Raw genomic sequence first — 21,928 nt, 5'->3', positions numbered from 1 at the left:
CAACGGCATCGCGCCGCCGCACGACATTGATCGTGCGAATACCCAGATGCCTGGCCAGCTGAATGACGAGCCGGCCGACGGTGGAGCCCGCGGCCGTCTGCAACAGCCATTCGCCCGGCTGCACGTCGAGTTCGCGTGTCACCAGGAGTAGCGCGGTCAACGGGTTGACGGCGAGTTGACAGGCGCTGGAGTCGCTCAGATGATCGGGGACCGGCAGGAGCCTTCGTGTATCGGCAACTAGGTATTCCTGCCAAGTGCCGGCCACATGGGGCCCGGGTACCGCCGGGACTGCAACGGTCACCACGCGCTCGCCGATCTTTAGTCCCTCGGTATCCGGGCCCAGGGCCTCGATACGGCCCACGCATTCCATGTGACCCCCAACCGCGGGGAACTCGGGGGAGAACCCGTAGCGGCCACGCAGCGCGTGCAGATCGCTGGCGTGAATCGGAGTCGCCTTCACACGGATCAACGCCTGACCGGCTTCTGGCGTGGGAACTGGCCGGGATTCCAGCCGCAGGACATCGGTCGGCTCGCCAACCTTTCCGGCTACGAGCGCGCGCATGGATTGTGGCATGAGTGACCTTTCCTCTCTCAGCGCCCGACGAACTCGGCGGGCGTTCTGAACAGGAAGAATGCTGGGTCCGGCATCCTCGTCGGCGACCAGGCTCCAGACTTTTCTTTCTCGATGGAGCAGGCCAGGCCCGTGCGCAAATTGTCATCGGCGTCGGGTCCCTCTAGGCCCTTACCGCCTCGCTCAGCATGATCATTTGAGCGCGCTGGGTTCGTGCGGCTTACTCAGGCCCGTGGTCAGGACCGCTCGCCGCCGTGCACTGATGTGAGTTCAGATTATGAATTTAGCATTTCGGGATCGCTACGCCCGGACCCGGAAAGATTCCCGGTGACGGACGATGCAGCGTGGCGCGAATGCCCGCTGCGCCGGTTCGGGGCTCAGGAGCCTGCCGAGGGGTACACCGGGAGGCCGTCGATTGAGTTACGCCCCTTGGCGGTGCCCGCGTACAGCCGGGCCTCGCTGATCAGCCGCCGTTCACGGTGAACAGCAGACAGTGTTCGTTCTCCATGGTGCGGCCGGTCTTCCCCTTCGCCCTGGCCCTGACGAGAACGACCACGTGCGACCCGGCATCGAGCACCCAGATACGTCGGCGTCGTCTTGTCGGCCATCTTCCAGCCTCCTGTTAATGAGGCAGCTCCTACTTCGAGAAGCTCCGACGAATCCGATGAAATAACCGTAACCGTTTGCTGCTGTCGTAGTGTGCTCTGCCGATCAAACAGGGCTCGAGCGTTCTCAGGTGCCGGGCTTTGATGAGATCGGGTGTGTGGTCTGGGTGTGACCTAGTGATCGGTGCGGGCCCAGGCCCCGGCATCGGTGCGGGCCCAGGCCCCGGCGCAGTCGCGGGTTGAGCCGGGTTCTCCCGATATGGGCTCCGAACGTAGGACAGGCACGAGCTTCCAAGATCATGTAGGTGTCGAGTCCAGTGAACCCTACGGAAGGCCGTGCCCGCCGTCGTATCTTCTCCGACCCGGCCGTCCTTGACCAACTCCGTGATCAGCCTGGCGTCGCCGAGGATGAACTGCTCGGATTGTTGGCCCGGTTGGCCGAGGTTCCGGCGCATCGTCCTGAGCCTGGGATCGGTGTCATCAGCCGGAACTGGAGATCTCTGTCGTGGGGCGGGACGGGCTCTTGACCGGCGGACGGCAGGCGGCACGCAGAGCGTTCATCTTCTCCGCGTCGGTAGTCTCGGCCTCGGCGGTGTACGTGACGATCCTGAGGTCGGTGCCGGCGGCCATCAGGACGTCGAGGTCGAGAGCGATGTCGCCCACCAGCGGATGTTCGATGGTCTTGCGGTCACCGGCATGCGTGCGGGCGGTGCCGTTGGACCACAGGCGGGCGAAGCGAGGGTTGTTTCGCCGCATGTGATCGACGAATGAGGCGAGTCGTCCGTCGTGGGGATGGGCGGCCGCTGTCACACGCAGGTCCGCGACGAGGTCCTCCTCCTCCACTTCGTCGCCCGCCCAGGACCGAACGGGCCATGCCGCGATTGGTTCCCGCACACGTCCGCCGCTCGACCGGAACATCCCGGCGACGAGATTGCGCTCGTCCCAGCCGTACGTACGGGGATCGCCGACCGCGGCGGACCACATCGCGTTCCAGCCGATGATGGTCCAGTCGGCGGCGTAGACCGCGGTGGGATTGTCTCCCAACTGGCTTACCAGTCGGTGCACCCTCGCGGGCACCTGCCGGGACACGTTCCCGGTGGAGGGCGGTGCGAGACGGGCGCAGCGAAACAGGTGGTCGCGCTCGGACGGGTCGAGGCGCAGCGCTCTGGCCAGGGCGGCGACCACCTGGGCCGAAGGGTGGCGAGCGCGGCCTTGTTCCAGCCGGACCACGTAGTCGACCGACAGCCCGGCCAGTCGGGCCAGTTCCTCTCGGCGCAGTCCGGGGATGCGCCGGTCTTGGCCCGCCTCCAGCCCGCTGTCCTGAGGTGACACGCGCTCGCGCCAGCCCCGCACAGCGATGCCGAAGTGGTTCGTCGTTGCCATGCAGGTCATCGTCGTCCAGATGCCGTGGACCGCATGGTGCTTCTACTGCCGCACAACGGACTCTTTACTCGACGGCCGCGCCTCGCCGGACGCGTCGTCGGTGGCGGCCCAGTGCGCGCGGGTGAAGGCGGCGGCGGCCCGCAGCGCGTCGTCGGCCTCGTCGAGCATCGCGGCGAACGCCTGGAAGACGTGCGGTACTTGGGGCCAGACCTGCAGTTCGACGTGGACGTCGTGTTCGGCGGCGCGGGCTGCCAGCCGTACGGCGTCGTCCAGCAGGATCTCGTGAGAGCCGACCTGGATGAGCAGGGGCGCCAGGCCGGTCAGATCGGCGAAGACGGGGCTGGCATGCGGCGTGGCGGGATCCGTGTCGCCCAGATAGTCGCGGGCGCGCGTGCGCAGACCCTCGGGGGTCAGCGCGGGATCGACGGCGGCTTTGCCGGCCACGCTGTCGCCGGACACGCTCAGATCGGCCCACGGGGAGAAGACCGCGGCCGACGAGGGCTGGGGCAGGCCCGCGTCCTTGGCGGCGACCAGCGTCGCGACGGCGAGACCACCGCCCGCCGACTCGCCGACGAGGGCGATGGCGGAGCTGGGAATACCGTCGTCGAGCAGAGCGCGGTAGACGGCCAGCGCGTCGTCGACGGCCGCGGGGAACGGGTCCTCGGGGGCCAGCCGATAGTCCACGCACACGGCGCGTGCACCGGTGCGCCGGGCGACGTCCCCGGCCAGGCCCGCGGCGTCGGCCGCCGAGCCGATGGCATAGGCGCCGCCGTGCAGGTACAGCAGCACGGTCGCCGGGTCGTTCGCCGGCGTCTCCACGGTGACGACGGGTACACCGCCCCACTCGCCTGCCGTGGTCGAGACATCGGACGGCAACGGTATGGACGTCATCATGTCGTGGAAGACGGCGCGCTGTTCGGCGACATCGCCTCCGAGGTCGAGCGGGCCGTGCCGCAGCAGCTCGTCGAGGGTCTGGCGCTGTTGCCGGGACATGGCAGTGCCTTTCGTGGTTCCGGTGAGTGCCGTACGGCGGAGCGGTGATCGCTGCGGAGCTGCCGACGGTCAGCGCGGCGGCCCGACGATGATCTGGCCGTACATGTCGGCGGCTTCGGCCATGCGGTCCCGTGAGACCTCGAAGCCTTCGGGGCGCGGGGCGGCCAGGTCACGTCCGGCGTGGCGGAACATGCCTTCGATGCCGCCGGGAGTGCAGATCATCAGCAGGTCGGCGGTGTCGGAAGTGATCCGGTAGCCGTGGGGCACGTTCCGGGGGAGGTAGACGATGCCGCCCTCCGACAGCTCCATCTCCTGGTCGTCGCACCACAACAGCGCACTGCCCTTGATCAGCATGAAGACCTCGTCCTCACGGGTGTGCGTGTGGTAGGGCGGCGCCTCGCCCTTGCTGACGGAGAACCGTCCGACGGTCAACTGTCCGGCGGTGGCCGCGCTGTCCAGGAGTACGGCGAACTCGCCGCCGTCGAGCCATTCGAGCCTCTGCTGCTGCTCGGGCTGGGCGAGGTAGGCCATGGTCATGACGATGTCCGTTCTGCGCGATCGGCGGACTCGGCGCCTTCGCCGAGGGGAATGAGCGCCATCACGGGGATGACCCGCTCGGTCTTGCTCTGATAGCCGGCGAAGCCGGGATAGCGGCGAGCCTGCTCGGCGAACGCCGTGTCGCGCTCCGTGCCCCGCAGTTCGACGGCGCGTACGGCGAGGATCGCGTCGCCCACCTCGACGCGTACCTCCGGATGCGCGAGCAGGTTGTGGTACCAGTCCGGATTGCGGTCGGAGCCGGCCTTGGAGGCGAAGACGAGAAAGCCGCCCCTGTCGGCCAGGTACATCATCGGATTGACGCGGGACCTGCCCGAGCGCGCGCCGACGGTGTGCAGCAGGAGTAGGGGCGCCCCGCTGAAACCACCACCGACCTCTCCCTTGTTGGCACGGAACTCGTCGATGATGCGTGCGTTCAAGTCCGGTTTGTCAGTCATGCCTGTCTCCGGTTCGGACTGCGCCGCGCCTGCGCCGCTGCAGGCCCGGGCCGTAGTTCGCTTGTTCGATCATCCTCTGGGCGATACGCCAGCCGCCAGTCGCGAGGGTAGGAACAGCGGTACTACTCAGGGCTTCGGTGTTCTCGTGTAGGCCCCGGTTCATGGCCGCCTGTCAGCTCGGTGGCGCCCCGGAACCTGGCAGGCACAGGCTTCCAAGATCATGGAGTTCTCTACGCCCCGTGATCCGAGTGGAAGACCGGGCCTGTCGACGCATCATCGCTGATCCCGCCTGCCCTTGACCGGCTCCGCGAGCATCCCGAGGCCGTATGCGACGAGGCCCCATGCCTGTTGGAGCGGCTGGCCGAGGTGCCCGACCCGCGAAACCCACGCGGCATACGGCACGCTCTGGTTGCCGTGCTCGCGCTGACCGCGTGCGCGGTTCTGGCGGGGGCGACCTCAGTGCTGGCAGTCAGAGAGTGGATCAACGACGCCCCGCCGTACATCCTGGAACGCCTCGGCGTACGCCTCGACCCACTGTTCCCGAAGCGGTTCCTGCCTGCGGAAACGACGGTCCGGCGGCTGCTGGCCCGCATTGACGGCGACGCGCTGGACCGGGCGGTCGGACGCTGGCTCGCCGCTCGCCGCTCGCCGCTCGCCGCTCGCCGCCCGCCGCCCGCCGCCCGCCGACCGCCGCCCGAAGGCGAGCGGGCTGCGCGGCCTCGCATCGGGCAGTCGCGGCGCGCAGATGGCGATGCGGCGTACGGGAGCAAGTTGCCGCGGTGCCCTCTACTGCGTGCGTCTCTAAGCTGCACAGGCAGTGCGCTCGGGGGCCTGGACAGCAAGGGACGTCAGGCGGGACACAGCGGCGGCCGCTTCCTCAACTGATATGGCGATCAAGGGAAATGGGGCGCTACCTTAGCCCCGGGATGGTGAGGCGACGGCAACGGGGGTCGTTGAGGAACCTGCCAGCCCAGCTGACTGCCCGGGGAGTTGCCTCGGGGGCCGAAGGCGCGGTTTTCGAGCGTCCCTTGGGGGAAGGGCGCCTCGGCGGAGATGAGTCCTGACGCTAGGTCTCAGCAGGCCATCGCAAGGTGGTCGAGCTGAGGCTGCCTGCCCCGCCGATGGTCGACCACCCTCACTGAAGGGTTCGACCAGTGCGTTTCACTCCCTCAGCTACGCGGGCGCTGCTAGTGGTTCTGGCGTTCGTCTCATCAGTGCTCGCCGGTGTTGTGGCGGGCGTGCTCTCCTACGCGAACGGCGCCCTTGTGCCGGGTGCCGTGCTGTACGGCGGTGGAGCGCTCGTTGCCTGGATGACCTTGAGCCTCATGGTCATGGGTGCTCTTGGCTGGCTCGATGGCGGAGACTCTGGAACCTCGTCGGTCCCAAGCCAGAACGTAGGTAGCTGAGGCGCGCAGGTTACGGTCGTTGGGCGGCGCGCCGCCACCAGAACAGGGCGCATGGCCTCGGGTGCGGGGGCGTATCTTGGGCTCCTTGCCGCAGCCGCACGGTTCGCGGCCCTCGTGTCGCGGTCCGGCATTGAGCTTGAGTTTTAAACTCGGTTGCTGCGGATCCGTCGAGTGCGCGAAGTCAGGCCGTGGCGTGTCAGTGCCTGCCGTTAGTCTTCCGCCGTGGGCGATATACGAGGCCACGATGACGGGCCCTCCTCTGCGTGGCGAGATCTGTTGCAACGCTGGAGTGACGAGTGGCTCGACCCCGTGCTGCATGAGCAGGAGCGAGCCGAGCCGTTCCCCCCTGAAGTTCGCAGGGCCCGCTGGCTGGGTTCCGGCGGGGCCACCGGCGAGGAGGTCGACGTGCTCGAGGACCGCCTGGGCGCCACGCTACCGACGAGCTACCGGCAGTTCCTGCTGACGAGCAACGGCTGGCTCAACACAACCCATGACATCGACCGGATCCTGCAGGTCCACGAGGTGGGGTGGGCGCGGGACTTGGATCCCGAGCTCGTCACCGGCTGGACTGACGGATACGGCGATGCCGGCTATCGGACCAGTGACGACGAGTACTTCGTCTACGGCGAGGCCCAGGACCCAGTCTCGATCCGACCCGAGTACCTGCCGCACACCCTGAAGATCAGTCACACGCCGGAGGCCACCGACGTCTACCTCCTCAATCCCTGTGTGGTCACCCCTGACGGTGAGTGGGAAGCCTGGTACCTCGCTCATTGGCTGCCCGGCGCGGTCCGCTATCGGTCCTTCTGGGACCTGATGAACGGCGAGTACAGGAGCTTCCGCGACGAGCGGTGACCGTTACGGAACACCGGCCGGACGCCGGGCCTTCGGACCGCAGTTCCCAAGCGCCGCTACGCAACTCGTCACGCCTGGTGGGACAACGATGAGCCTGCGCAACGGCACCACGAGCCCGAGGCTCGAGGTTAAAACTCAAGTCGAGAACCTGTTTCTGAGCCTCTGCAGGCAGCCTCGGCACCTCGGGCGTGCTTCGGATGGAAAAGCCGTTGGAGGTATCGCACCCGTACGGCATCCTGTCCGCATGTTGATCAGGGAAGCCAGTACGGAGGATTGGCCCGCCATCTGGCCCTTCTTTCATACGATCGTCGCTGCAGGCGAGACCTTCACCTATCCGACGGATCTTGACGAAGACCAAGGCTGCGACTGGTGGTTGCTGTCGACTCCGAACCGTACGGTCGTCGCAGTGGACGACTCAGGGGTGGTCCTGGGGACCGCAAAGATGAATCGCAACCACATGGGCAACGGGTCGCATGTCGCGAGCGCCAGTTACATGGTGGACCCGGCGCACGCTGGGCAAGGCGTGGGGCGCGCGCTGTGCGAGTACACAGTGGACTGGGCGCGTGCGGCGGGCTACCGCGCGATGCAGTTCAACGCGGTTGTGGAGACGAACGTCCATGCGGTGAAGCTCTACCGGTCGCTCGGTTTCGAGGTACTGGGCACATTGCCGGAGGGCTTCCGGCATCCGACAGCCGGCTATGTCGGGCTGCACGTCATGTACTGCCCGCTCTGAATGCCTCTTTTCGAACCTCGGAGCCGGGTAGGACTGCATCGGCAATCGCTCGCGCCCTACTGGTCCGGGCTCCGCGGCCGCCGGGATGGGGTTCTGGCAGGGCCGTCGCGAGGCGGCTGCCCTGCCGCCGCCGGCAGCGGGGACACGGACCCGGGGTGGCGGGTTTCTGGCACCCGATGTCCTCACGCGGCGCGTGGTTCGCCCTGGACGGTGGGCACCAGCGTGACGCGGGCGGGCTTGGCGCGGGCCCGGGTTCGGGTGATTCGGCGGGTCATGAGGGTGATGGCGGCCCAGGCGATGAGGGTTTCGGAGTGCTGGACGAGGCGTTCGTAGTCGCGTGCGTGGCGGCGGGCGTGCATGATCCAGGCATGTGTTCGCCCGACGACCCACCTACGGGGCAGGACGATGAATCCGGTGGTGTCCTTGGGGCGGCTGACGGTTTTGATGGTGAGGTTGAGGTACTTCTTGGCCCAGGTCACGAGTTTTCCGGCGTAGGAGGAGTCGGCTCAGACGATGGTGATCTCGGCGCCTCTGCTGCCTGGGCGGAAGCGTCTGTCCCGGCGGCGAGAGCTGTCTTCGACTGCTCGGGTACGGCGGTCAGCGTGTCCGCGCCGAGTACCTGTACCCCCGTGGTGGTGGCCGTGGTAGTGGCGTTCAGGTTGAGTGCGCCGCCGTTGTCGTCCATGGCTTGCTTCACATTCGCCGGCAGCGTCGGGGGCACGGTCAGCGTCAATGTGCCGTCGGATGCTGTAGTCGCGGTACCGAGGAGGGGCTCTGTCCCCGCTGTGGCGGTGTCACTGCCGTGTCGACGTCCGAGGCGGTGACCATGAGCTTCAGCCCTGACGCCGGCTGCCCGCTGCCGAGGGTGAACCCGCCGGAGATCGTGTTCGACGGCGTCGCTGGTGCCCTGTCCGAGGACTCCTGGACAGTGGGACATCAGTGTCGGCGACCGGCGCGGTGCCGAAGTAGGGGACCGTGTCCGTGTCCGGGTCGGTCAGACAGGGACCTGCATCCGCCGTGACATCGCCGAGGATGCCCGAGCGCACATCGCCGTCCACAGTCGTCCACGGGCTGGTGCTGAAGGACCGGACCTGCCCGGTGGTCTCCGGATCCCTGGTGACCGACTGGGTGCTGATGGCGTTCGGGCGGGGCGCCCATGCCTGGGCAGCGTCAACACCGGTGGCGATGCTGGTCGCTCCTCCAGCTTGATGATGGGGCAGGTTGGCGGGGCCCGAGGGCAGCGACGTGAGGGGGCGGGATCGGTGTCGAGGCTGGCGGGCAGCTGGGCGATGACGTCGTCGGTGCCGGACGCCTTCTCGGCGGCGAGCATGACCTGGTCGTCGCCGTCGCCCTGGCAGGGAGATGGCTGGCCGGGCTGGCTGAGGCGCTCTCGGCGTCGTGTCTGTGTCCGGTTACAACGGGCGGCGTGGGTGGGGGCGGACGGTCGCGCCGGCGGAGGTCCGGGGGTTGGCCGGGCGGAGCATCTGTCCAGCGGCCAGTTCGCGGTAGATGGGGCTGCTGGTGAGCAGTTCCTCGTGACGTCCGCGGGCGGCGGTGCGGCCGCTGTCCAGTACGACGATCTGGTCGGCGTGCTGGACCGTGGAGAGCCGGTGTGCGATGACCAGCAGGGCGCATTCCCGGGCGACGTCCTTCATCACTGTGGTGAGCGCGGTCTCATTGATGGTGTCGAGGTGGGAGGTGGGCTCGTCGAGCAGGAGGATCGAGGGGCGGGCGAGCAGGGCGCGGGCCAGGGCCACGCGCTGGCGCTCTCCGGCCGACAGGGTGCCGCCGCGCTCGCCGAGCATTCCCGACAAGCCACCCGGCAGCCGCCGCACGACCCCTTCTAGCTGGGCGAACTCGACGACGCGTCGTACCTCAGCCTCGGTGGCGTCGGGCGCGGCGTAGGTGATGTTGTCCCACAGGGTGCCGTGGACGACGTGGGCGTTCTGGTCGACGACGGCGATGCGCCCGCGGCATGCGGTGCGGCTCAGTGTGGTGGCGGGCAGACCATCGAACAGCAGGGTCCCGGAGTCCGGTTCGTAGAATCTGGCCACGAGGGCGAAGATCGTGCTCTTTCCAGCACCCGACAGGCCGACCAGGGCCGTCTGCTGCCCGTAGGGGACAGTGAACGAGACGCCGCGCAGCACCGGCCGGTCCGGATCGTAGCCGAAGCTGAGATTCCGCAGGGCGAGAGCGGGCTCCTGGTACGAGACGGTCAGCCGGGCCGCCTCGCGCGTGCATGCCCGGGCGGCCGGCGTCTCCTGGGAGGGCTCCGCCGGCAGGGACAGCGCCTGCTCGATGCGCTGATAGGCCCCCATACCACGCTGGATCAGGCCGACCGCCCGGAAGACCGAGGACAGCGGAAGGACCAGGTAGGAGGCGTACAGCAGAAAGGCGACCAGGTCGCCGAGGGAGTTGGCGTGGCCGTTGACCCGCAGGCCTCCGATGACCAAAACGATCAGGAAGGAGCCCTGGACCGCGAGTTCGACCGCGGGGCTCATCACGGAGGCGAGTTTCGCGGTCCGTACGCCGGCGCTGTAGGCCGCCTCGACGCGTTCTCCGATGCGGGCCGCTTCACGGTCCTCGGCTCGGTGAACCCGGACCATCGGCAGGGCGCCGAGGGCGCGTTCGAGGTCGGCGGCGATCGCGCCGACGGAGGTCTGCATGCGTTCGGAGGCAGCCCGGATGCCCTTGAGGAGCGAGGCGACGATCACGGCGGCGGCAGCCACGGTGAGGGCGACCAGGAGCAGCAGCAGCAGGTCGATCCACACCATGAGGACGATCGCCCCCGCTGCGACGAGGGCACCCGTCACCAGATCGACCAGTGCCTGGGAGACCACTTCTCTGAGCAGGGTGGTGTCGGCGGTGACCCGGGAGATCATGTCGCCGCTGCGGTGCCGGCCGTACTCCTTCATCTCGAGCCGGAGAAGCCGCGCCACCAGACTGTGGCGAAGCCCTCGTACGACGCCTTCGCCCATGCGCTCCAGGACGAAGCGGCCCACCGCGCCCGTTGTCGCTTCGGTGACGAACAGTACGGCCAGGAGTAGCAGCAAGGGCCACAACACCTGTCCCCGTCCGCTCGCGTCCACGACCTGTTTGGCGACGAGCGGCTGAGCAAGCCCCAGAGCGGAGCCGAGCAGAGTGAGCACGGTGGCGGCGAGGACCGAAGCCCGGTGCCCGACGGTCAGCCGGTACATGGTGGCGACCGCGGCCCGGGTGGAGCGGTTCCCCTCGACCGCTGGCTGCGCCTGATCCACGGCGGTGTCGGTCATCGGCCCGATCGGCTCCCGGGAGCGACCGTCATCAGCCGGGTGAAGTAGTCGTCGGGCACACCCTCGTCCACGGGGTGGCCGTCCGCCTCGATCCAGGCGTGCGCCGTGAACGGCGGCACTACGCGCACCCCGGTGCACCAGGTCGGCCAGGACCCGGAGAGACGGCACAGCAGCGCGGCTCCCAGGGACCGGGGCAGGCAGCCTTTCGGCCCGGCGCAGCGCAGGCTCACCGCGCACATCGCGTCCCGTGCGTTCTTGGCCTGTTCGGCGGTGGCCGGCGTGGCTCCGCGACATGCGAGGTGGAGCACGGCGCGGATCCGGCGGGGCGGCAGGAGTGAGAGCACGAGGGCGGGGAACAGGACGAGACGGGCGGCCAGGCGCCTGGTGAAGGGCACACCAGTGGGCCGTTCCAGGGCGCTGGGAGTCGTCATTCGGCAAGCCCCGAGGCCCGCAGTTGCTGTACGAGGGCGTCGACGTCCTGCTTCGCTTGGGCGAGGTCGATGTCGAACTCGTCGGCGAGCGCGGCGACCGCGGCGGCTTCGTCGCCGCCCGCCATCAACGTGTCGACCACCAGGGTGCCGGTGGGATTCAGCTCCCAGTATTCCCCAGCGCGTTCGTCCAGGAGGACCGTGCCGTAGTCCGTCTCGGCAGTGGAGACATTGGCGCTGAACTTCAATGGCATGTGTGTGCCTTTCTGCTGAGGAGCTGCGGTCACGAGGAGGCGGGCGCTGTGGGCCCGGTGGTTCGGTGGAGGCTGCGCAGCCACACTTCGGCGGCGATGGTCGAGTAGAGGATCGCGTCGCGCAGTTCGGGTGTGGCCGGGCGCTGGGCGAGCCGGCGCAGGGCTGCGCCGTCGACCAGGCCGAGCTGTTCCAGCCGGGAGCCCTCCCAGAGCGCCAGCAGATCGGCGCGGTGTTCGCGCAGTCCGTTGGATGCGTCCATGGAAGCGGCGGCCTTGTTGGTGCGCCGCAGGCACGCATCGGGCACGATCCCGCTCATGGCAGTGGTCAGGAGGGGTTTGTACTGCCAGGGCGTGACGCGCTCGCTCGGGCGCACGGCGAGGCATGCCTCGATGACGCGGTCGTCGAGGAACGGCGAGGCCATCGGCACGCCGGCCCGGGCGGCCATCCGGTCCCACTGGCGGATGATGCGGGTGCAGGAAAGGATCTGTTCGAGGTCGGTGTGCAGGCCGCGGTCCGGGTGCAGCGGTACGGCGGTCACGGCGGCCTCTCGCAGCGCCCGTTGGGCCATCCGTTCGGCGTCGGGGGTGACCCAGTCGAAGAGGCGAGGTGGCATTCCCCAGCCGAGGCTGGTGCTGACGGTGGCGGGAAGTGGGTCTCGCAGGCGGCCGCTGGAGTCGGCCAGCCACTTCCCGTACGGCCGCGAGTCGGCCAGCGCGCGTGCCGTGCCGCCCAGCGGCCACTGCCACAGGGCCCTGAAGCCGCGCAGCTGACGCAGGGCGAACAAGGGGCGGGTGCGCAGCAGTCGGTGGTAGTACGCCTCGGAGCACCAGGCCACGTGGTCGCCGCCGATACCGGTCAGGTGCAGCCGGCTGCCGCGCTCGGCCATGGCGGGCAGGTGGTGCAGGACCCTTGATCGGTCCATGACGCCGATGGTCGGTTCGTCCAGCAGGTCATCGATGCCGAGCAGGTCGGTGTAGACCAGCGGCGAGGCATCGGCGTCCCAGACCACATGGTCAATGTCAGGCATTGACCGGGCAGCCTGTTCGGCCCAGTACAGATCGGTGTCGGCGGGGTCGCGCCCCGGCCAGGTGCTGCCCACCACCCGGGCCGGTGAGCGGTCCGCCAGGAAGCAGATGGAGGTGGAATCCAGGCCGCCTGAGAGGTCGCAGCTGACTACGCCACCCTGCCGGGTGCGGGCGTCGACCGCCGCGGCCAGGGCTTCGCGGACGAGGGGGGAGCCATCGGCGAGCGTGCGTACCGGTTCCGGCGGTGTCCACCAGCGTGAGTGGCGTACGGTCCGGCCGTCCGGCGAGACGATCAGCGCGTCCTGTGGGGACACGGCGGTGATGCCTCGCCACATGGGTGCCTCGGCGAGTGGATGGGGAACCGGCCACAACAGCCGGACGGCCAGTCGCTCCTCGTCCGGCTCGGTGCCGAGCGCGGCGGCGAGTACGTCAGCGCTACTCGCAGCCACCTGTGCTCCGCCAATGGGGGCATGGAAGACCAGCCGGAGCCCGGAGGCGGTGCCCTGCACTCTGAGCCGCCCGTCGAGCGCGGCGACGAGGTGGAAGCTACCGGGAAGGGAGCGGGCCAGCGCGTCGAGTTCGGCGAGATCCCGCAGCCTCCCGGCACGGCGCTCGAGCTCTGCGGCATCGACCGGGCAGGAGCCGATGACGGCGAGGGCCGCGTGGCCGACGCGTACGGTGACGATCTCCTCATCGTGCCACTGCCCTACCATCCAGGGCCGGCCCGAAGCGTGCTGCAGGATTCGCGTGCCGGGGTGGGTGAAGGAGCGGGCCACGGCGGCCGCGTCCTCCCGGTCGGTGAAGACCGTGAAGTGCGCGTCGCCGGGGCCCGTCCCCGCACTCTCGTGCAGTTCAGTCATGACGTCGGGTCAGGAACCGTCGGTCGTCAGTTCTTGCTCAGGATGAGCCGGTCGTTGCCGGAGCGCTGCAGGAGCCCGGTCTTCTTCCGGAACGTCCCGAGCCGGACCAGAGTCGGCGCCTCGTAAGCCTTCTTCATGACCTCTCCTCACGTGCAGGTGTCACGACCGCCCCCCTGGCCGGCTGGGAACCGGAGACCGGTTCACTGTCGTCCTGTCCAGGCTCATCGGGAGCCCGGAACGAGGAAGCGGGTGTACGCAATAGCTACCCGCATATGTGGATGCCGCGGCAAGGCCGCTAGAGTAAATGGGATCATATGTAAAGTTCCAAAATGGTCGGAGAGCGGTACTGCGACTCGTGGAGTTCGTCAAAAATGAAACACCAGGCGAGCCGGGGTGCATGCAAGCACGGATAAACGTTTCGACCTGCGCACCGAAAGGCGCGCGGTCGGCGTGGCGAAGAGGGCACGCCGACGGGAGCCGGACGGAGCCGCCGGGGCGCACCCCGCTCCCGCCGCCGCGCTCTCTTCCTCGCTCCTTCTGCCTGAATGGCTGGATGCTGCCGCCGTTCTCCATTGCCTCGCAGACAACCCGAGGCCAGGGACGGACCTCTCTGTTGTGACCTCGATCGAGCGGACCGCGTATCCGCGGTTCAAGCGGTAGGACCGCATGAGCTGCTTCCGTTCTTCTCGCCGAGGTGGTTTCCACGGACGCGAGTTGACCAGCCCGAACCGGGGGGAGCGTTTCATAGGTGGTCGCTCGTGAAACATCCCGCCATCCGCCGATCACGCTGGGCGTTCTCTCTTTCATGAGTCGTTGTAAATGACTCAACTAATGAAACTGACTCATGAAACGATCCGGGGCGTCCCGCCCCCGATCCGTACGAGCTCGTCGAGTCGCACGACTGCCCGATGTCCACCTGCGCCGCCCCGGCGGGCTCGCCGTGCCGCACCGGTAAGCGCAAGGTGACCATCCAGTACCTCACCGCCCGCTTCCGGGGCGTGCCCTCCCTCGCCCGGGCCCTCAAGGTGCCCATCCCCGCCGTACGCAAGCCGGGGACCCCCCTGGACCGAACTGCCGCGCCCAGCGGACGCCGGCGCCGAGCAGACCGGACACGTCCGCCTCGGCTGCGCCCGTGCCTCCAGCGTCCGGCACGACTCCCAACTCGACTCCCTGGCCGAGCCGGTGTCACCCGGATCTTCTCTCAGAAGATTTCCACCCGCGCCACGAAGCGCCCGGAACTGGAGAAGGCCGTCAGCCTCGCCCGTGAACTGCGCGCGTCCAGCGTCCGCGTCACCCTCGTCGTCCACGAGCACAAGCGACTCGGCCGCGGCATCGACCTCGCGGCGCTCGCAGAGGAGCTGAAGGCAGACGACGTCGGCCTGGAGTTCCTGACCGGCGAACTCCAGGGCTCGCACGACCCCTCCGGCGTCGTGTTCGCCGTGCCGGCCGCCCTGTCCGGCATGGAACGCGAGTACATCCGCGACCGCACCCTGGAAGGCCACGAGTCCGCCCGCAAGCGCGGCAAGACCATCGGCGGCGTCGGCATCACCGACGGCGACCTGCTCTCCATGGCCCTCCACCTGCGAGACCAGGAACTGAGCCTGCGTGACATCGCCTCGCGGCTGGTCATCACCATGGGCGCGAAGAAGGGCCAACTCCCGTCCCCTGCGACCGTCATGCGCATGCTGCGTGAACACGACGAGCAGACAGCCACGGTCTGACCATCACGTTCAGCTACCTGTCACGTCGCGGCAGCTACGGGAGTAGAGGGCCGTCGGGCCTGGAGGAGGACCCCTCTGAACCTTGCCCATGTCCGGCAGCTGCCGGGGACAGCGATTTGTGTGCGACATCCCGTGAGTTCTCCTGAGTCCCGCTGAGTCCCCGGCCCCGTGGCTGGGGGTCCTTCCTCCTTCGTGTGCTCTGCAGGCCCGTGACGCGACTTCGGGATTCCTGAAGCGTTCTCACCTCGTCCGACCGATCCGCAGTCGGGCCGAAGGTGAGGAGGCTCGGGTTGGCGGCGCCGGCAGTCGTACGCGACCTGCGTGAGCACTGGGCGCCCGCGTCGGCGGAGGAGCTGGAGCGGTTCGAGACCGACGTGCTGTCCGGGTTCGTCCTGGTGCGCGCCTCGGCAGGGCTGGCGGACGGCACCCTCCGTGGGGACGTCGGGGCACTTGGACCAGATCAGAACCTGGTTCGGCCGACCGCTGTGGGACATGGAACCCGCCGACGCTGACGCGTACTTCGGGAAGGTGCTGGGGAGTTCACCGAGCGGCACCCGGCTGGGCCGGTCGCAGGCACTGACCACGTACGTCATGTTCTTGGAGCTGCGGCCCAAGGTTGAGCTCCTGCGGATGACCGGGCCGGGTCGTCGAGTGCGATCGGCGAGATGAACCGGCCGCGCGGGGCCAAGGACGCCCAGCTGCGGATTCCGCCGAGTGAGCCGGAGGTCGGGAGACGGTTCACCGGCTGGGGCGGCGAACTGGCGACCTCCCGCAAGTTCGCGCCTACCGCCAGGAACTACACGGACTCGAAGCTGCTGTCCCAGGTGGGCCTGCGGGTGAGCGAGGCATGCGGGCTCGGCCTGGACTTCGCAACCCACCAGCCGCATCAAGGTCGGTCAGAACGACTACGGCGTGCTCCAACCGCTCGCGCCCGGCCACATCGACCGATTCGTCGCGGCAGCCACCACCCCGGCCGCGCGACTGATTCTCGTGCTCGCCGCGGTTTGCGCCGCCCGGGTCGCCCAGATAGGCCCTCATGCTCGACGATCTCGAAACATGCAACCGTCGGCTGACTATCGCGGGACGAGCACGCCCGCTCGATGACCTCACGATGAAACTGCTGCTGGACTGGCTGGAACACCGGCGACGCCGGTGGCCGAACACAGCAAACCTCCACCTGCTGATCAACAACCAGACCGCGACGAAGACCAGTCGTGCCGGCAACCACTGGATCAGCGCCCCTTGCGCGGACAGGACGCGACGCTGGAGCGTCTCCGCGTCGACCGGCGGCTCGAAGAGGCACTCACCCGGGCCGACCCGCTCCACATCGCCCTCGTCTTCGGCATCGACGAGAAAATAGCCATCCGTTAGGCGGACTCGGCACGCGTGCTTCTGGATGAGGCAGCCGAGCAGCCGCCGCAGTGAAACCCACTCGACCTGGTTACCTCCTTGAAGAGATCCTTTGGGCATGGAGTTCCTCTGCTACCACCGCGACCGGCCCGGCTCCGTAGCGCTGCGCGACGAGCTGCTGGAAGAGCACTGGTCCTATATGGACCGGTACGCGAAGGAGATGATCGCCCGGGGCCCGACCCTCGCCGGCGACGGCGACACACCCACCGGAAGCGTGCACATCGTCAGCCTGCCCGATCCCGTCGCCGCCCGCGCGTTCGCCTTCGACGAGCCGAACTACCAGGCCGGCGTCTACCGGGACGTGCTGCTGCGACGGTGGCGCAACACGCTGGGGCGCACCATGTGGGACTTCCCCGGCGGCCGAACCGGCGGCAACCGGTACCTGGTTCTCGGCCTCGGCACGGGGCAGGCCGCCGACCTCGCGGTGCCGCCCGACCAGGACGAGCTGATCGCCTACGGGCCGCTGCTGTCCGACAACGGCGCCACCTGGCTGGGCACGGCGGCATTGGTCCGGGCGCCGGACCCGGACACGGCACGCGCCATCCTGACCCCGGACCGGTACGCCGACATCGAGGTGCACAACTGGCAATTCGGCGGGCGGCCGTGATGACCGAGGACGTCCCGCCGACGTCACCGCCGAAGCCTTCGGATCGCCCAGCATCCTCGTGTTTCAGCCGAACCCACGGACGCATCCGCCTGACGCACACCGGTGGACCCGTGGGTTCGCGCTGAACGTGGTTACGGTGGCGAGGATTCCGGTTGGGCTTCTCGCAACTGACCAGTTTAGAGAGGCGGCTCCGGTGCCCCGTCACCGGCCGCGTCGCCCCAGGTCGCCCGTCGCGGAAGTCCTCCATACCGTTCCCCAGTGCCCGCTCCTCCGGAAGGGCACAACAGGCCACGTCGAAGTGGACATCGCCCCACGGACACACACCTGCGCTGAAGCGAGCATCTGTAACCCTGTACCTCGCCGGCGGCGGCGCCAGCGTCACCACGGACCTCGACCAGAGCCTGTGTTGCCCCCACGACCGTTGAGCCGACCCCGCAGTCCCCACGCCCACCGCTCGCCATTGGCGACCACGCCGTGCTGCTCGCCGGGCGAACAAGCCGACCTGGGCACGGCGTCGAGCAGGCGCTGTACGCCGTCCACCCGCGACCACACGCCCATCCTGCTGCTCCGGCTCCCGAACACCACCAGGGTCACGGGAGTGTCTAATCAACGGCGGATCTGCTGATCAAGGGAGAGACGCCAAGTGAGCGAGTCGACGATGGGGCCCGAGTCCGCGGAAGAGTCGGCCGGTGGCGTGGTACCGGCCGCGTCGGACGGGCAGCTCGTCGCGATGCTGGTGGACCGGGCCCGGAGCGAGGGACTGCAATTGATCGGTGAGGGCGGGTTGTTGCAGATGCTGACCAAGCGGGTGCTGGAGTCCGCCCTCGAGGGTGAGATCACCGACCATGTCGGCTATGCCAAGCACGATCCGGCCGGGAAGAACAACGGCAACAGCCGCAACGGGACCCGGTCGAAGACCGTGCTGACCGACGTCGGGCCGGTGGGGGGTGAACGTGCCGCGCGATACCGCAGGCGCCTTCGAGCCGCAGCTGGTGAAGAAGCGGCAGCGCCCGCTGACCGGCGTGGACGAGATGGTGCTGTCGCTGTCCGCGAAAGGGCTCACGCACGGCGAGATCTCCTCTCATTGCGGGCGGCCACGCGGGCGCGGACTATGGCGCCAAGACCGGCGCCGACCCTAGACAAAGACCGTGTTGCGGCGGCTCTACGACGTCCACCGTGATGCGGGGACCGGTCCCCTGCTCAACCCGTTCCCACTGGATCTGCCACGCCGCTCCGGCCGGGCGCACGCGCACCACACCCCGATGGACGGCTGGAAACCCGAGCGGGTGGGGCGCTACCGGCCCAGCCTTCCGCGGCGCATCGCACGCTCGATTCCCGACGGATGGTTCAACGAGCTGTTTGCTGCGTTGCCCCCCAATCGCGACCGAGCCCTGGTCGCGTTCTGGATCTCCACCGGAGCACGGGTCTCGGAGCTGATCGGCATCCGTCAGTGCGACGTCGACCCCGGCCAGCAGTTGATCAGTGTGGTGCGGAAGAGCTCGCGAGCGGTGCAGCAGGTGCCGGCGTCGGCGGACGCGTTCGTGTGGCTGCGTCTCTATCAGCAGGGGGTACACGGCCCGGTGCCACGTGGCCGTACGCAGCCGGTGTGGTGGACACGGCGACGCCCGATCCGGCCGCTGACCTATCACGGTGCCCACCGGATGTTCGAGCGGGTCAACGCCTCACTCGGCGCCGACTGGACCCTTCACGACCTGCGGCACAGCGCGGCCGCGCGCATGGTGCGCGATCCGAAGCTGACGTTGACCGACGTCCAATGGGCGCTCGGACACGTTCATTCGTCCACCACAGAGGTGTATCTGACACCACATAAGGACGAGGTCGCTTCCAGTGTGCTGGCCCATCACGCGCGTCAGGCCCACGAGCGCAACGAGCCGGTGCCGTCGCCTCCCGCGCCGGGCTACAACCCGGCATCGCTGGACATCCTGTTCGGGCGGTCGTCATGACCGCCCTTGTCAAGCACGTGACGCGTAGGCCGTTGGAGGTTCCGAACGCGACGGCGGAGCAGGCCGGCCCAGCGGGCACACCTGGTCGACATCCACGACAACCTCATGGCCCCCCGCATCGCGGAGGCCGAGCGCGAAGGCTGGCTCGGTGAGGTCGAAGGACTCCACGGCAGTCTCGCCGGCGCCCAGGACAAGCTGGCTCAGCTCGACGCCGAAGAGGCCCGTCGATCGACGGCCGTCAGCCTCGGCATGCCGACGTTCGGCCGGACCGCCGCCCGCGCTGAAAGCCCCACCCCGCTCCCTGACTCAGAAGGCTGACCTTAGGCTGTGGCCATGCTGCTGATCTACGACGGGGAGACCACTGCCGACGCGCCCGCGCCGCGCACCGGCGGAGTGCCGCTCGTCCCGGGTGAATTCGTCTGGCCGAGGTGCCGCGAGTGCGGTAGGGCCATGCAGTTCCTCGCCCATCTGCCTCTCGACATCGGCGTGGTCGCGGTGTTCTTCTGCCAGAACGATCCCGGGATGTGTGACGACTGGGACGCCACTGCCGGCGCCAACCGTGCCTACTTGTTCTCTGGTGAGCTCGCCCCGGCCACTGTCCCGGCCGATGGTGAGACGCTCCTGGGCGCGGTCACCGCTCTGCGTCTCCATCCCGCTGACAAACCCACGGAGGAGCCGGTCCTTGGACGGCTGGGCGGCGAGCCTGACTGGATCCAGGGTGACGAGACTCCCGGCTGTCCCTTGTGCGCCCACCGCATGACGTTCACGGCCGAACTGGAGGAGGGTTACGACTTCGCCACCTCCGCGAACTTCGGCGGCGGGGGCCGCGGTTACCTCTTCAACTGCCAGCCGTGCAGCGAGGCCGCGTTCCTCTGGCAGCGCTGAGCGCCGTCCCGAGAGTCATGCAGCGCGTAGTTCAGAGAAGCCGCATCCGCTGCTCGTCCAAATAGGCGACGATGGCTAGGCCGAAGAATGCGGACAGTAGTAGCTTCAGGGCTCGTGCCGCGTCATCCGTTCGATTGTCGATCTTCTCCCGATTGGCCAAGATGACGATCATGCTGGCGAACACGAACCTAGCGAATAGGCCGGTGAACGTCGACGTCGGCTGGGAAGAGGCGATCGGATTCCAGTCCACGCTCTTCGTGCAATCGTCGATCATCAGTGCGGACGTGAACGCAGGCGTGTATAACACGAAACCTCCGAAAATACGGAAAGACGAGCGATCGGTCAGTATGGCCTGGGCTGGTGATCCACACCGGTGAAACCAGGCGAATTACGTCGATCGGTATGACCATGAAAGACCGCCCGGCGCCGCTGGCTTCACGCGGCCAGGCCCCTTCGCGTCCAAATCCGCCCGCACCCGTGCAGTGCGCGAGGGGCGGCCGGTCTTCTCCGCCGTGCACAAGGTGTGCGGGATCCGGCGACGCCTCAGGTAGGCGCGGATGCGGCGGGAGGAGTAGGCGCGGTCGGCAAGGACATGGTCGGGGGTGAACCTCAACCGGCGGAAAACCGGGGCGAGTCGGGAATGAAGCCGCAGCGGCTGCATGTTGACCACCGCCGACCGACTCTCCTACCCCCGGGAAGAAGGCACGCCCATGACATCCTCGCCGACCACGATGCGCGCCGTCCAGCTCTCCGCCCCCGGCCCCGTGGACAACCTGCGGCTGATCACGCTCCCGCTCCCGCCCGAGAGGGACGGCTGGGTGCGCATCCGCGTCGAGGCGTTCGGCCTCAACCGCTCGGAGCTGAAGCTTCGGCTGGGTCTGAGCGTGGGCGTCAGCTTCCCCCGGGTGCCGGGTATCGAGGCCGCCGGCACCGTCGACGCGGCCCCGGCCGGCAGCGGGCTGGCTCCCGGGCAGAAGGTCGTCGCGATGATGGGGGACATGGGGCGCACCTACGACGGCGGCTATGCCGAGTACACGTCGGTGCCACTGTCCCAGGTCATCCCCGTCGACACCGACCTGCACTGGGAGGTGCTGGGCGCCCTGCCGGAGATGGTGCAGACCGCCTACGGCTCGCTCACCATCGGCCTGGATGTCCAGCCCGGTCAGTGCGTGCTGATCCGCGGCGGCACCTCCTCGGTGGGCCTGGCAGCCGCCGCGCTGGCCACATGGCGCGGCGCCACGGTGCTGTCCACCACCCGGCGGGCCAGCCGCCTCGCTTTGCTGAAGGAGCACGGCGTCGACCACCCCCTGCTCGACACCGGCGAGGTCGCGCCCGCCGTGCGCGAGCTGTACCCGGGCGGAGTCGACGCCGCCCTTGATCTCGTCGGCACGCCGACCCTGCCCGACACTCTGCGCGCGGTGCGCGTGCACGGCACGGCCTGCTTCGGCGGCAGCCTCTCCAACCAGTGGACGGTGCGGGACTTCTCCCCGAACGAGTACCTGCCGAAGGGGGTGCGCCTGGCGGGCTACTTCGGCGACGCCGCCGACCTGCCTCGGGAGGCCTTCCAAGAGATCCTCGACGCGGTCGCGGCCGGCCAGCTGGCCTTCGCCGTGGACCGCGTCTACGACGGCCTGGAGCAGGTGCTGCAGGCCACGACGCCATGGAGCACGACCGCGCCACCGGCAAGCTCGTTGTCCGCGTCCGGCATTAAGCCCCTGGGCGTCCTACGTCATCTCGGACACGTACGGCGACCGTCGAGCACCTACGCGGCTGCGGTGGGCCGGCCCGAGCGAACGTGAACGGGTTAGCGGGGCCGCACGCCCACCCCTGCAGCGATGTCTCCCTTTGTGTCGCTCTCTTGTTCTGCGGCGTGAGCGACACCTCGCCGCGTGCCCCCGCCAAGCCGGTGATCATGGACTGGGAGTCGACCGGCGGCCGAGGCCTGGTTCTGGTCGAAGCGATG

General features: G+C 68.6%; 23 protein-coding genes and 2 pseudogenes. 13 read left to right on the top strand and 12 right to left on the bottom strand.

Annotation, left to right across the window (positions count from 1 at the left end; translation table 11 throughout):
* The 5 genes from AB0D27_RS40320 to AB0D27_RS40300 all read right to left on the bottom strand — a co-directional run.
* On the bottom strand, positions 1–562 hold a 562-nt coding region (locus AB0D27_RS40320; protein WP_362519209.1), incomplete at its 3' end, for an alcohol dehydrogenase catalytic domain-containing protein.
* Between the two features lie 1,094 nt (positions 563–1,656).
* On the bottom strand, positions 1,657–2,559 hold the full coding sequence (locus AB0D27_RS40315) for a helix-turn-helix transcriptional regulator (RefSeq protein WP_362519206.1): 903 nt from the start codon (positions 2,557–2,559) through the stop codon (positions 1,657–1,659).
* Between the two features lie 42 nt (positions 2,560–2,601).
* Positions 2,602–3,552, bottom strand: coding sequence for an alpha/beta hydrolase (locus AB0D27_RS40310; protein WP_362519203.1), 951 nt, complete (start codon positions 3,550–3,552; stop codon positions 2,602–2,604).
* Positions 3,553–3,621: 69 nt separating this feature from the next.
* Entirely contained in the window at positions 3,622–4,089 is a 468-nt protein-coding gene (locus AB0D27_RS40305) for a cupin domain-containing protein (protein ID WP_362519200.1), read from the bottom strand.
* Positions 4,086–4,544: a nitroreductase family deazaflavin-dependent oxidoreductase gene (locus AB0D27_RS40300; protein ID WP_362519197.1), complete on the bottom strand. Its 459-nt coding sequence runs from the start codon at positions 4,542–4,544 to the stop codon at positions 4,086–4,088. The genes AB0D27_RS40305 and AB0D27_RS40300 overlap by 4 nt, the downstream gene beginning before the upstream one ends.
* Before the next feature lie 366 nt (positions 4,545–4,910).
* On the opposite strand from AB0D27_RS40300, the gene AB0D27_RS40295 reads away from it, so the two are divergent.
* From AB0D27_RS40295 to AB0D27_RS40285, 3 genes are all read left to right on the top strand, one after another.
* The gene (locus AB0D27_RS40295) at positions 4,911–5,429 is read left to right on the top strand and encodes a transposase family protein (protein ID WP_362519212.1); all 519 of its coding nucleotides are present in this window, start codon (positions 4,911–4,913) and stop codon (positions 5,427–5,429) included.
* A 743-nt stretch (positions 5,430–6,172) separates the two neighbouring features.
* Positions 6,173–6,805 carry an SMI1/KNR4 family protein gene (locus tag AB0D27_RS40290; protein ID WP_362519194.1) on the top strand — a complete coding sequence of 211 codons (633 nt, stop codon included), beginning with the start codon at positions 6,173–6,175 and terminating at the stop codon, positions 6,803–6,805.
* A 244-nt stretch (positions 6,806–7,049) separates the two neighbouring features.
* Positions 7,050–7,538: a GNAT family N-acetyltransferase gene (locus AB0D27_RS40285; protein ID WP_362519192.1), complete on the top strand. Its 489-nt coding sequence runs from the start codon at positions 7,050–7,052 to the stop codon at positions 7,536–7,538.
* 251 nt (positions 7,539–7,789) lie between these two features.
* Here the strand turns inward: AB0D27_RS40285 and AB0D27_RS40280 are convergent.
* A pseudogene (locus AB0D27_RS40280) lies at positions 7,790–8,062 on the bottom strand (transposase); the annotation flags it as partial.
* A gap of 508 nt (positions 8,063–8,570) precedes the next feature.
* Between AB0D27_RS40280 and AB0D27_RS40275 the strand changes: the two are divergent.
* Complete coding sequence (locus AB0D27_RS40275) at positions 8,571–8,747, top strand: hypothetical protein (protein WP_362519189.1); 177 nt, start codon at positions 8,571–8,573, stop codon at positions 8,745–8,747.
* Between the two features lie 203 nt (positions 8,748–8,950).
* On the opposite strand, the gene AB0D27_RS40270 is transcribed toward AB0D27_RS40275, so the two are convergent.
* From AB0D27_RS40270 to AB0D27_RS40250, 5 genes are read right to left on the bottom strand one after another with little or no spacing between them, the layout of a single operon-like run.
* Positions 8,951–10,810, bottom strand: a complete 1,860-nt coding sequence (locus tag AB0D27_RS40270) for an ABC transporter ATP-binding protein (protein WP_362519186.1) — start codon at positions 10,808–10,810, stop codon at positions 8,951–8,953.
* Positions 10,807–11,241: a lasso peptide biosynthesis B2 protein gene (locus AB0D27_RS40265; RefSeq protein ID WP_362519183.1), complete on the bottom strand. Its 435-nt coding sequence runs from the start codon at positions 11,239–11,241 to the stop codon at positions 10,807–10,809. Before AB0D27_RS40265 ends, AB0D27_RS40270 begins: the two co-directional genes overlap by 4 nt.
* On the bottom strand, positions 11,238–11,492 hold the full coding sequence (locus tag AB0D27_RS40260; protein ID WP_362519180.1) for a lasso peptide biosynthesis PqqD family chaperone: 255 nt from the start codon (positions 11,490–11,492) through the stop codon (positions 11,238–11,240). The genes AB0D27_RS40265 and AB0D27_RS40260 overlap by 4 nt, the downstream gene beginning before the upstream one ends.
* A gap of 29 nt (positions 11,493–11,521) precedes the next feature.
* Positions 11,522–13,378, bottom strand: coding sequence for a lasso peptide isopeptide bond-forming cyclase (locus tag AB0D27_RS40255; RefSeq protein ID WP_362519177.1), 1,857 nt, complete (start codon positions 13,376–13,378; stop codon positions 11,522–11,524).
* 26 nt (positions 13,379–13,404) lie between these two features.
* Complete coding sequence (locus AB0D27_RS40250; RefSeq protein ID WP_107473153.1) at positions 13,405–13,515, bottom strand: keywimysin-related RiPP; 111 nt, start codon at positions 13,513–13,515, stop codon at positions 13,405–13,407.
* Between the two features lie 771 nt (positions 13,516–14,286).
* Between AB0D27_RS40250 and AB0D27_RS40245 the strand changes: the two genes are divergently transcribed.
* The 8 genes and pseudogenes from AB0D27_RS40245 to AB0D27_RS40210 all read left to right on the top strand — a co-directional run bounded on the left by AB0D27_RS40245 (position 14,287) and on the right by AB0D27_RS40210 (position 19,965).
* Entirely contained in the window at positions 14,287–15,099 is an 813-nt protein-coding gene (locus AB0D27_RS40245; RefSeq protein ID WP_362519174.1) for a recombinase family protein, read from the top strand.
* A 290-nt stretch (positions 15,100–15,389) separates the two neighbouring features.
* Positions 15,390–15,611 carry a hypothetical protein gene (locus tag AB0D27_RS40240; RefSeq protein WP_362519171.1) on the top strand — a complete coding sequence of 74 codons (222 nt, stop codon included), beginning with the start codon at positions 15,390–15,392 and terminating at the stop codon, positions 15,609–15,611.
* Between the two features lie 730 nt (positions 15,612–16,341).
* Positions 16,342–16,470, top strand: coding sequence for a hypothetical protein (locus AB0D27_RS40235; protein WP_362519168.1), 129 nt, complete (start codon positions 16,342–16,344; stop codon positions 16,468–16,470).
* A gap of 97 nt (positions 16,471–16,567) precedes the next feature.
* The gene (locus AB0D27_RS40230) at positions 16,568–17,116 is read left to right on the top strand and encodes a YciI family protein (protein ID WP_362519165.1); all 549 of its coding nucleotides are present in this window, start codon (positions 16,568–16,570) and stop codon (positions 17,114–17,116) included.
* Between the two features lie 730 nt (positions 17,117–17,846).
* A pseudogene (locus tag AB0D27_RS40225) lies at positions 17,847–18,201 on the top strand (transposase); the annotation flags it as partial.
* A 63-nt stretch (positions 18,202–18,264) separates the two neighbouring features.
* Complete coding sequence (locus AB0D27_RS40220) at positions 18,265–19,080, top strand: site-specific integrase (RefSeq protein WP_362519162.1); 816 nt, start codon at positions 18,265–18,267, stop codon at positions 19,078–19,080.
* Between the two features lie 105 nt (positions 19,081–19,185).
* Complete coding sequence (locus AB0D27_RS40215) at positions 19,186–19,398, top strand: hypothetical protein (RefSeq protein WP_362519159.1); 213 nt, start codon at positions 19,186–19,188, stop codon at positions 19,396–19,398.
* A gap of 15 nt (positions 19,399–19,413) precedes the next feature.
* Positions 19,414–19,965, top strand: coding sequence for a hypothetical protein (locus AB0D27_RS40210; protein ID WP_362519157.1), 552 nt, complete (start codon positions 19,414–19,416; stop codon positions 19,963–19,965).
* Positions 19,966–19,996: 31 nt separating this feature from the next.
* Here AB0D27_RS40210 and AB0D27_RS40205 read toward each other — a convergent pair whose 3' ends face one another.
* A complete protein-coding gene (locus AB0D27_RS40205; RefSeq protein ID WP_362519154.1) occupies positions 19,997–20,239 on the bottom strand; it encodes a hypothetical protein in 243 nt (80 codons plus the stop codon).
* A 436-nt stretch (positions 20,240–20,675) separates the two neighbouring features.
* Here AB0D27_RS40205 and AB0D27_RS40200 point away from each other — a divergent pair, with 436 nt between their 5' ends.
* On the top strand, positions 20,676–21,764 hold the full coding sequence (locus AB0D27_RS40200) for a zinc-binding dehydrogenase (protein ID WP_362519151.1): 1,089 nt from the start codon (positions 20,676–20,678) through the stop codon (positions 21,762–21,764).
* The last annotated feature ends 164 nt before the right edge of the window (positions 21,765–21,928 follow it).

This window comes from Streptomyces sp. NPDC048415, from assembly GCF_040651675.1.
Taxonomy (GTDB): Bacteria; Actinomycetota; Actinomycetes; order Streptomycetales; family Streptomycetaceae; genus Streptomyces.
The sequence above is the reverse complement of the archived record's forward strand: the minus strand, read 5'-3'. Positions and strand labels throughout refer to the sequence as shown.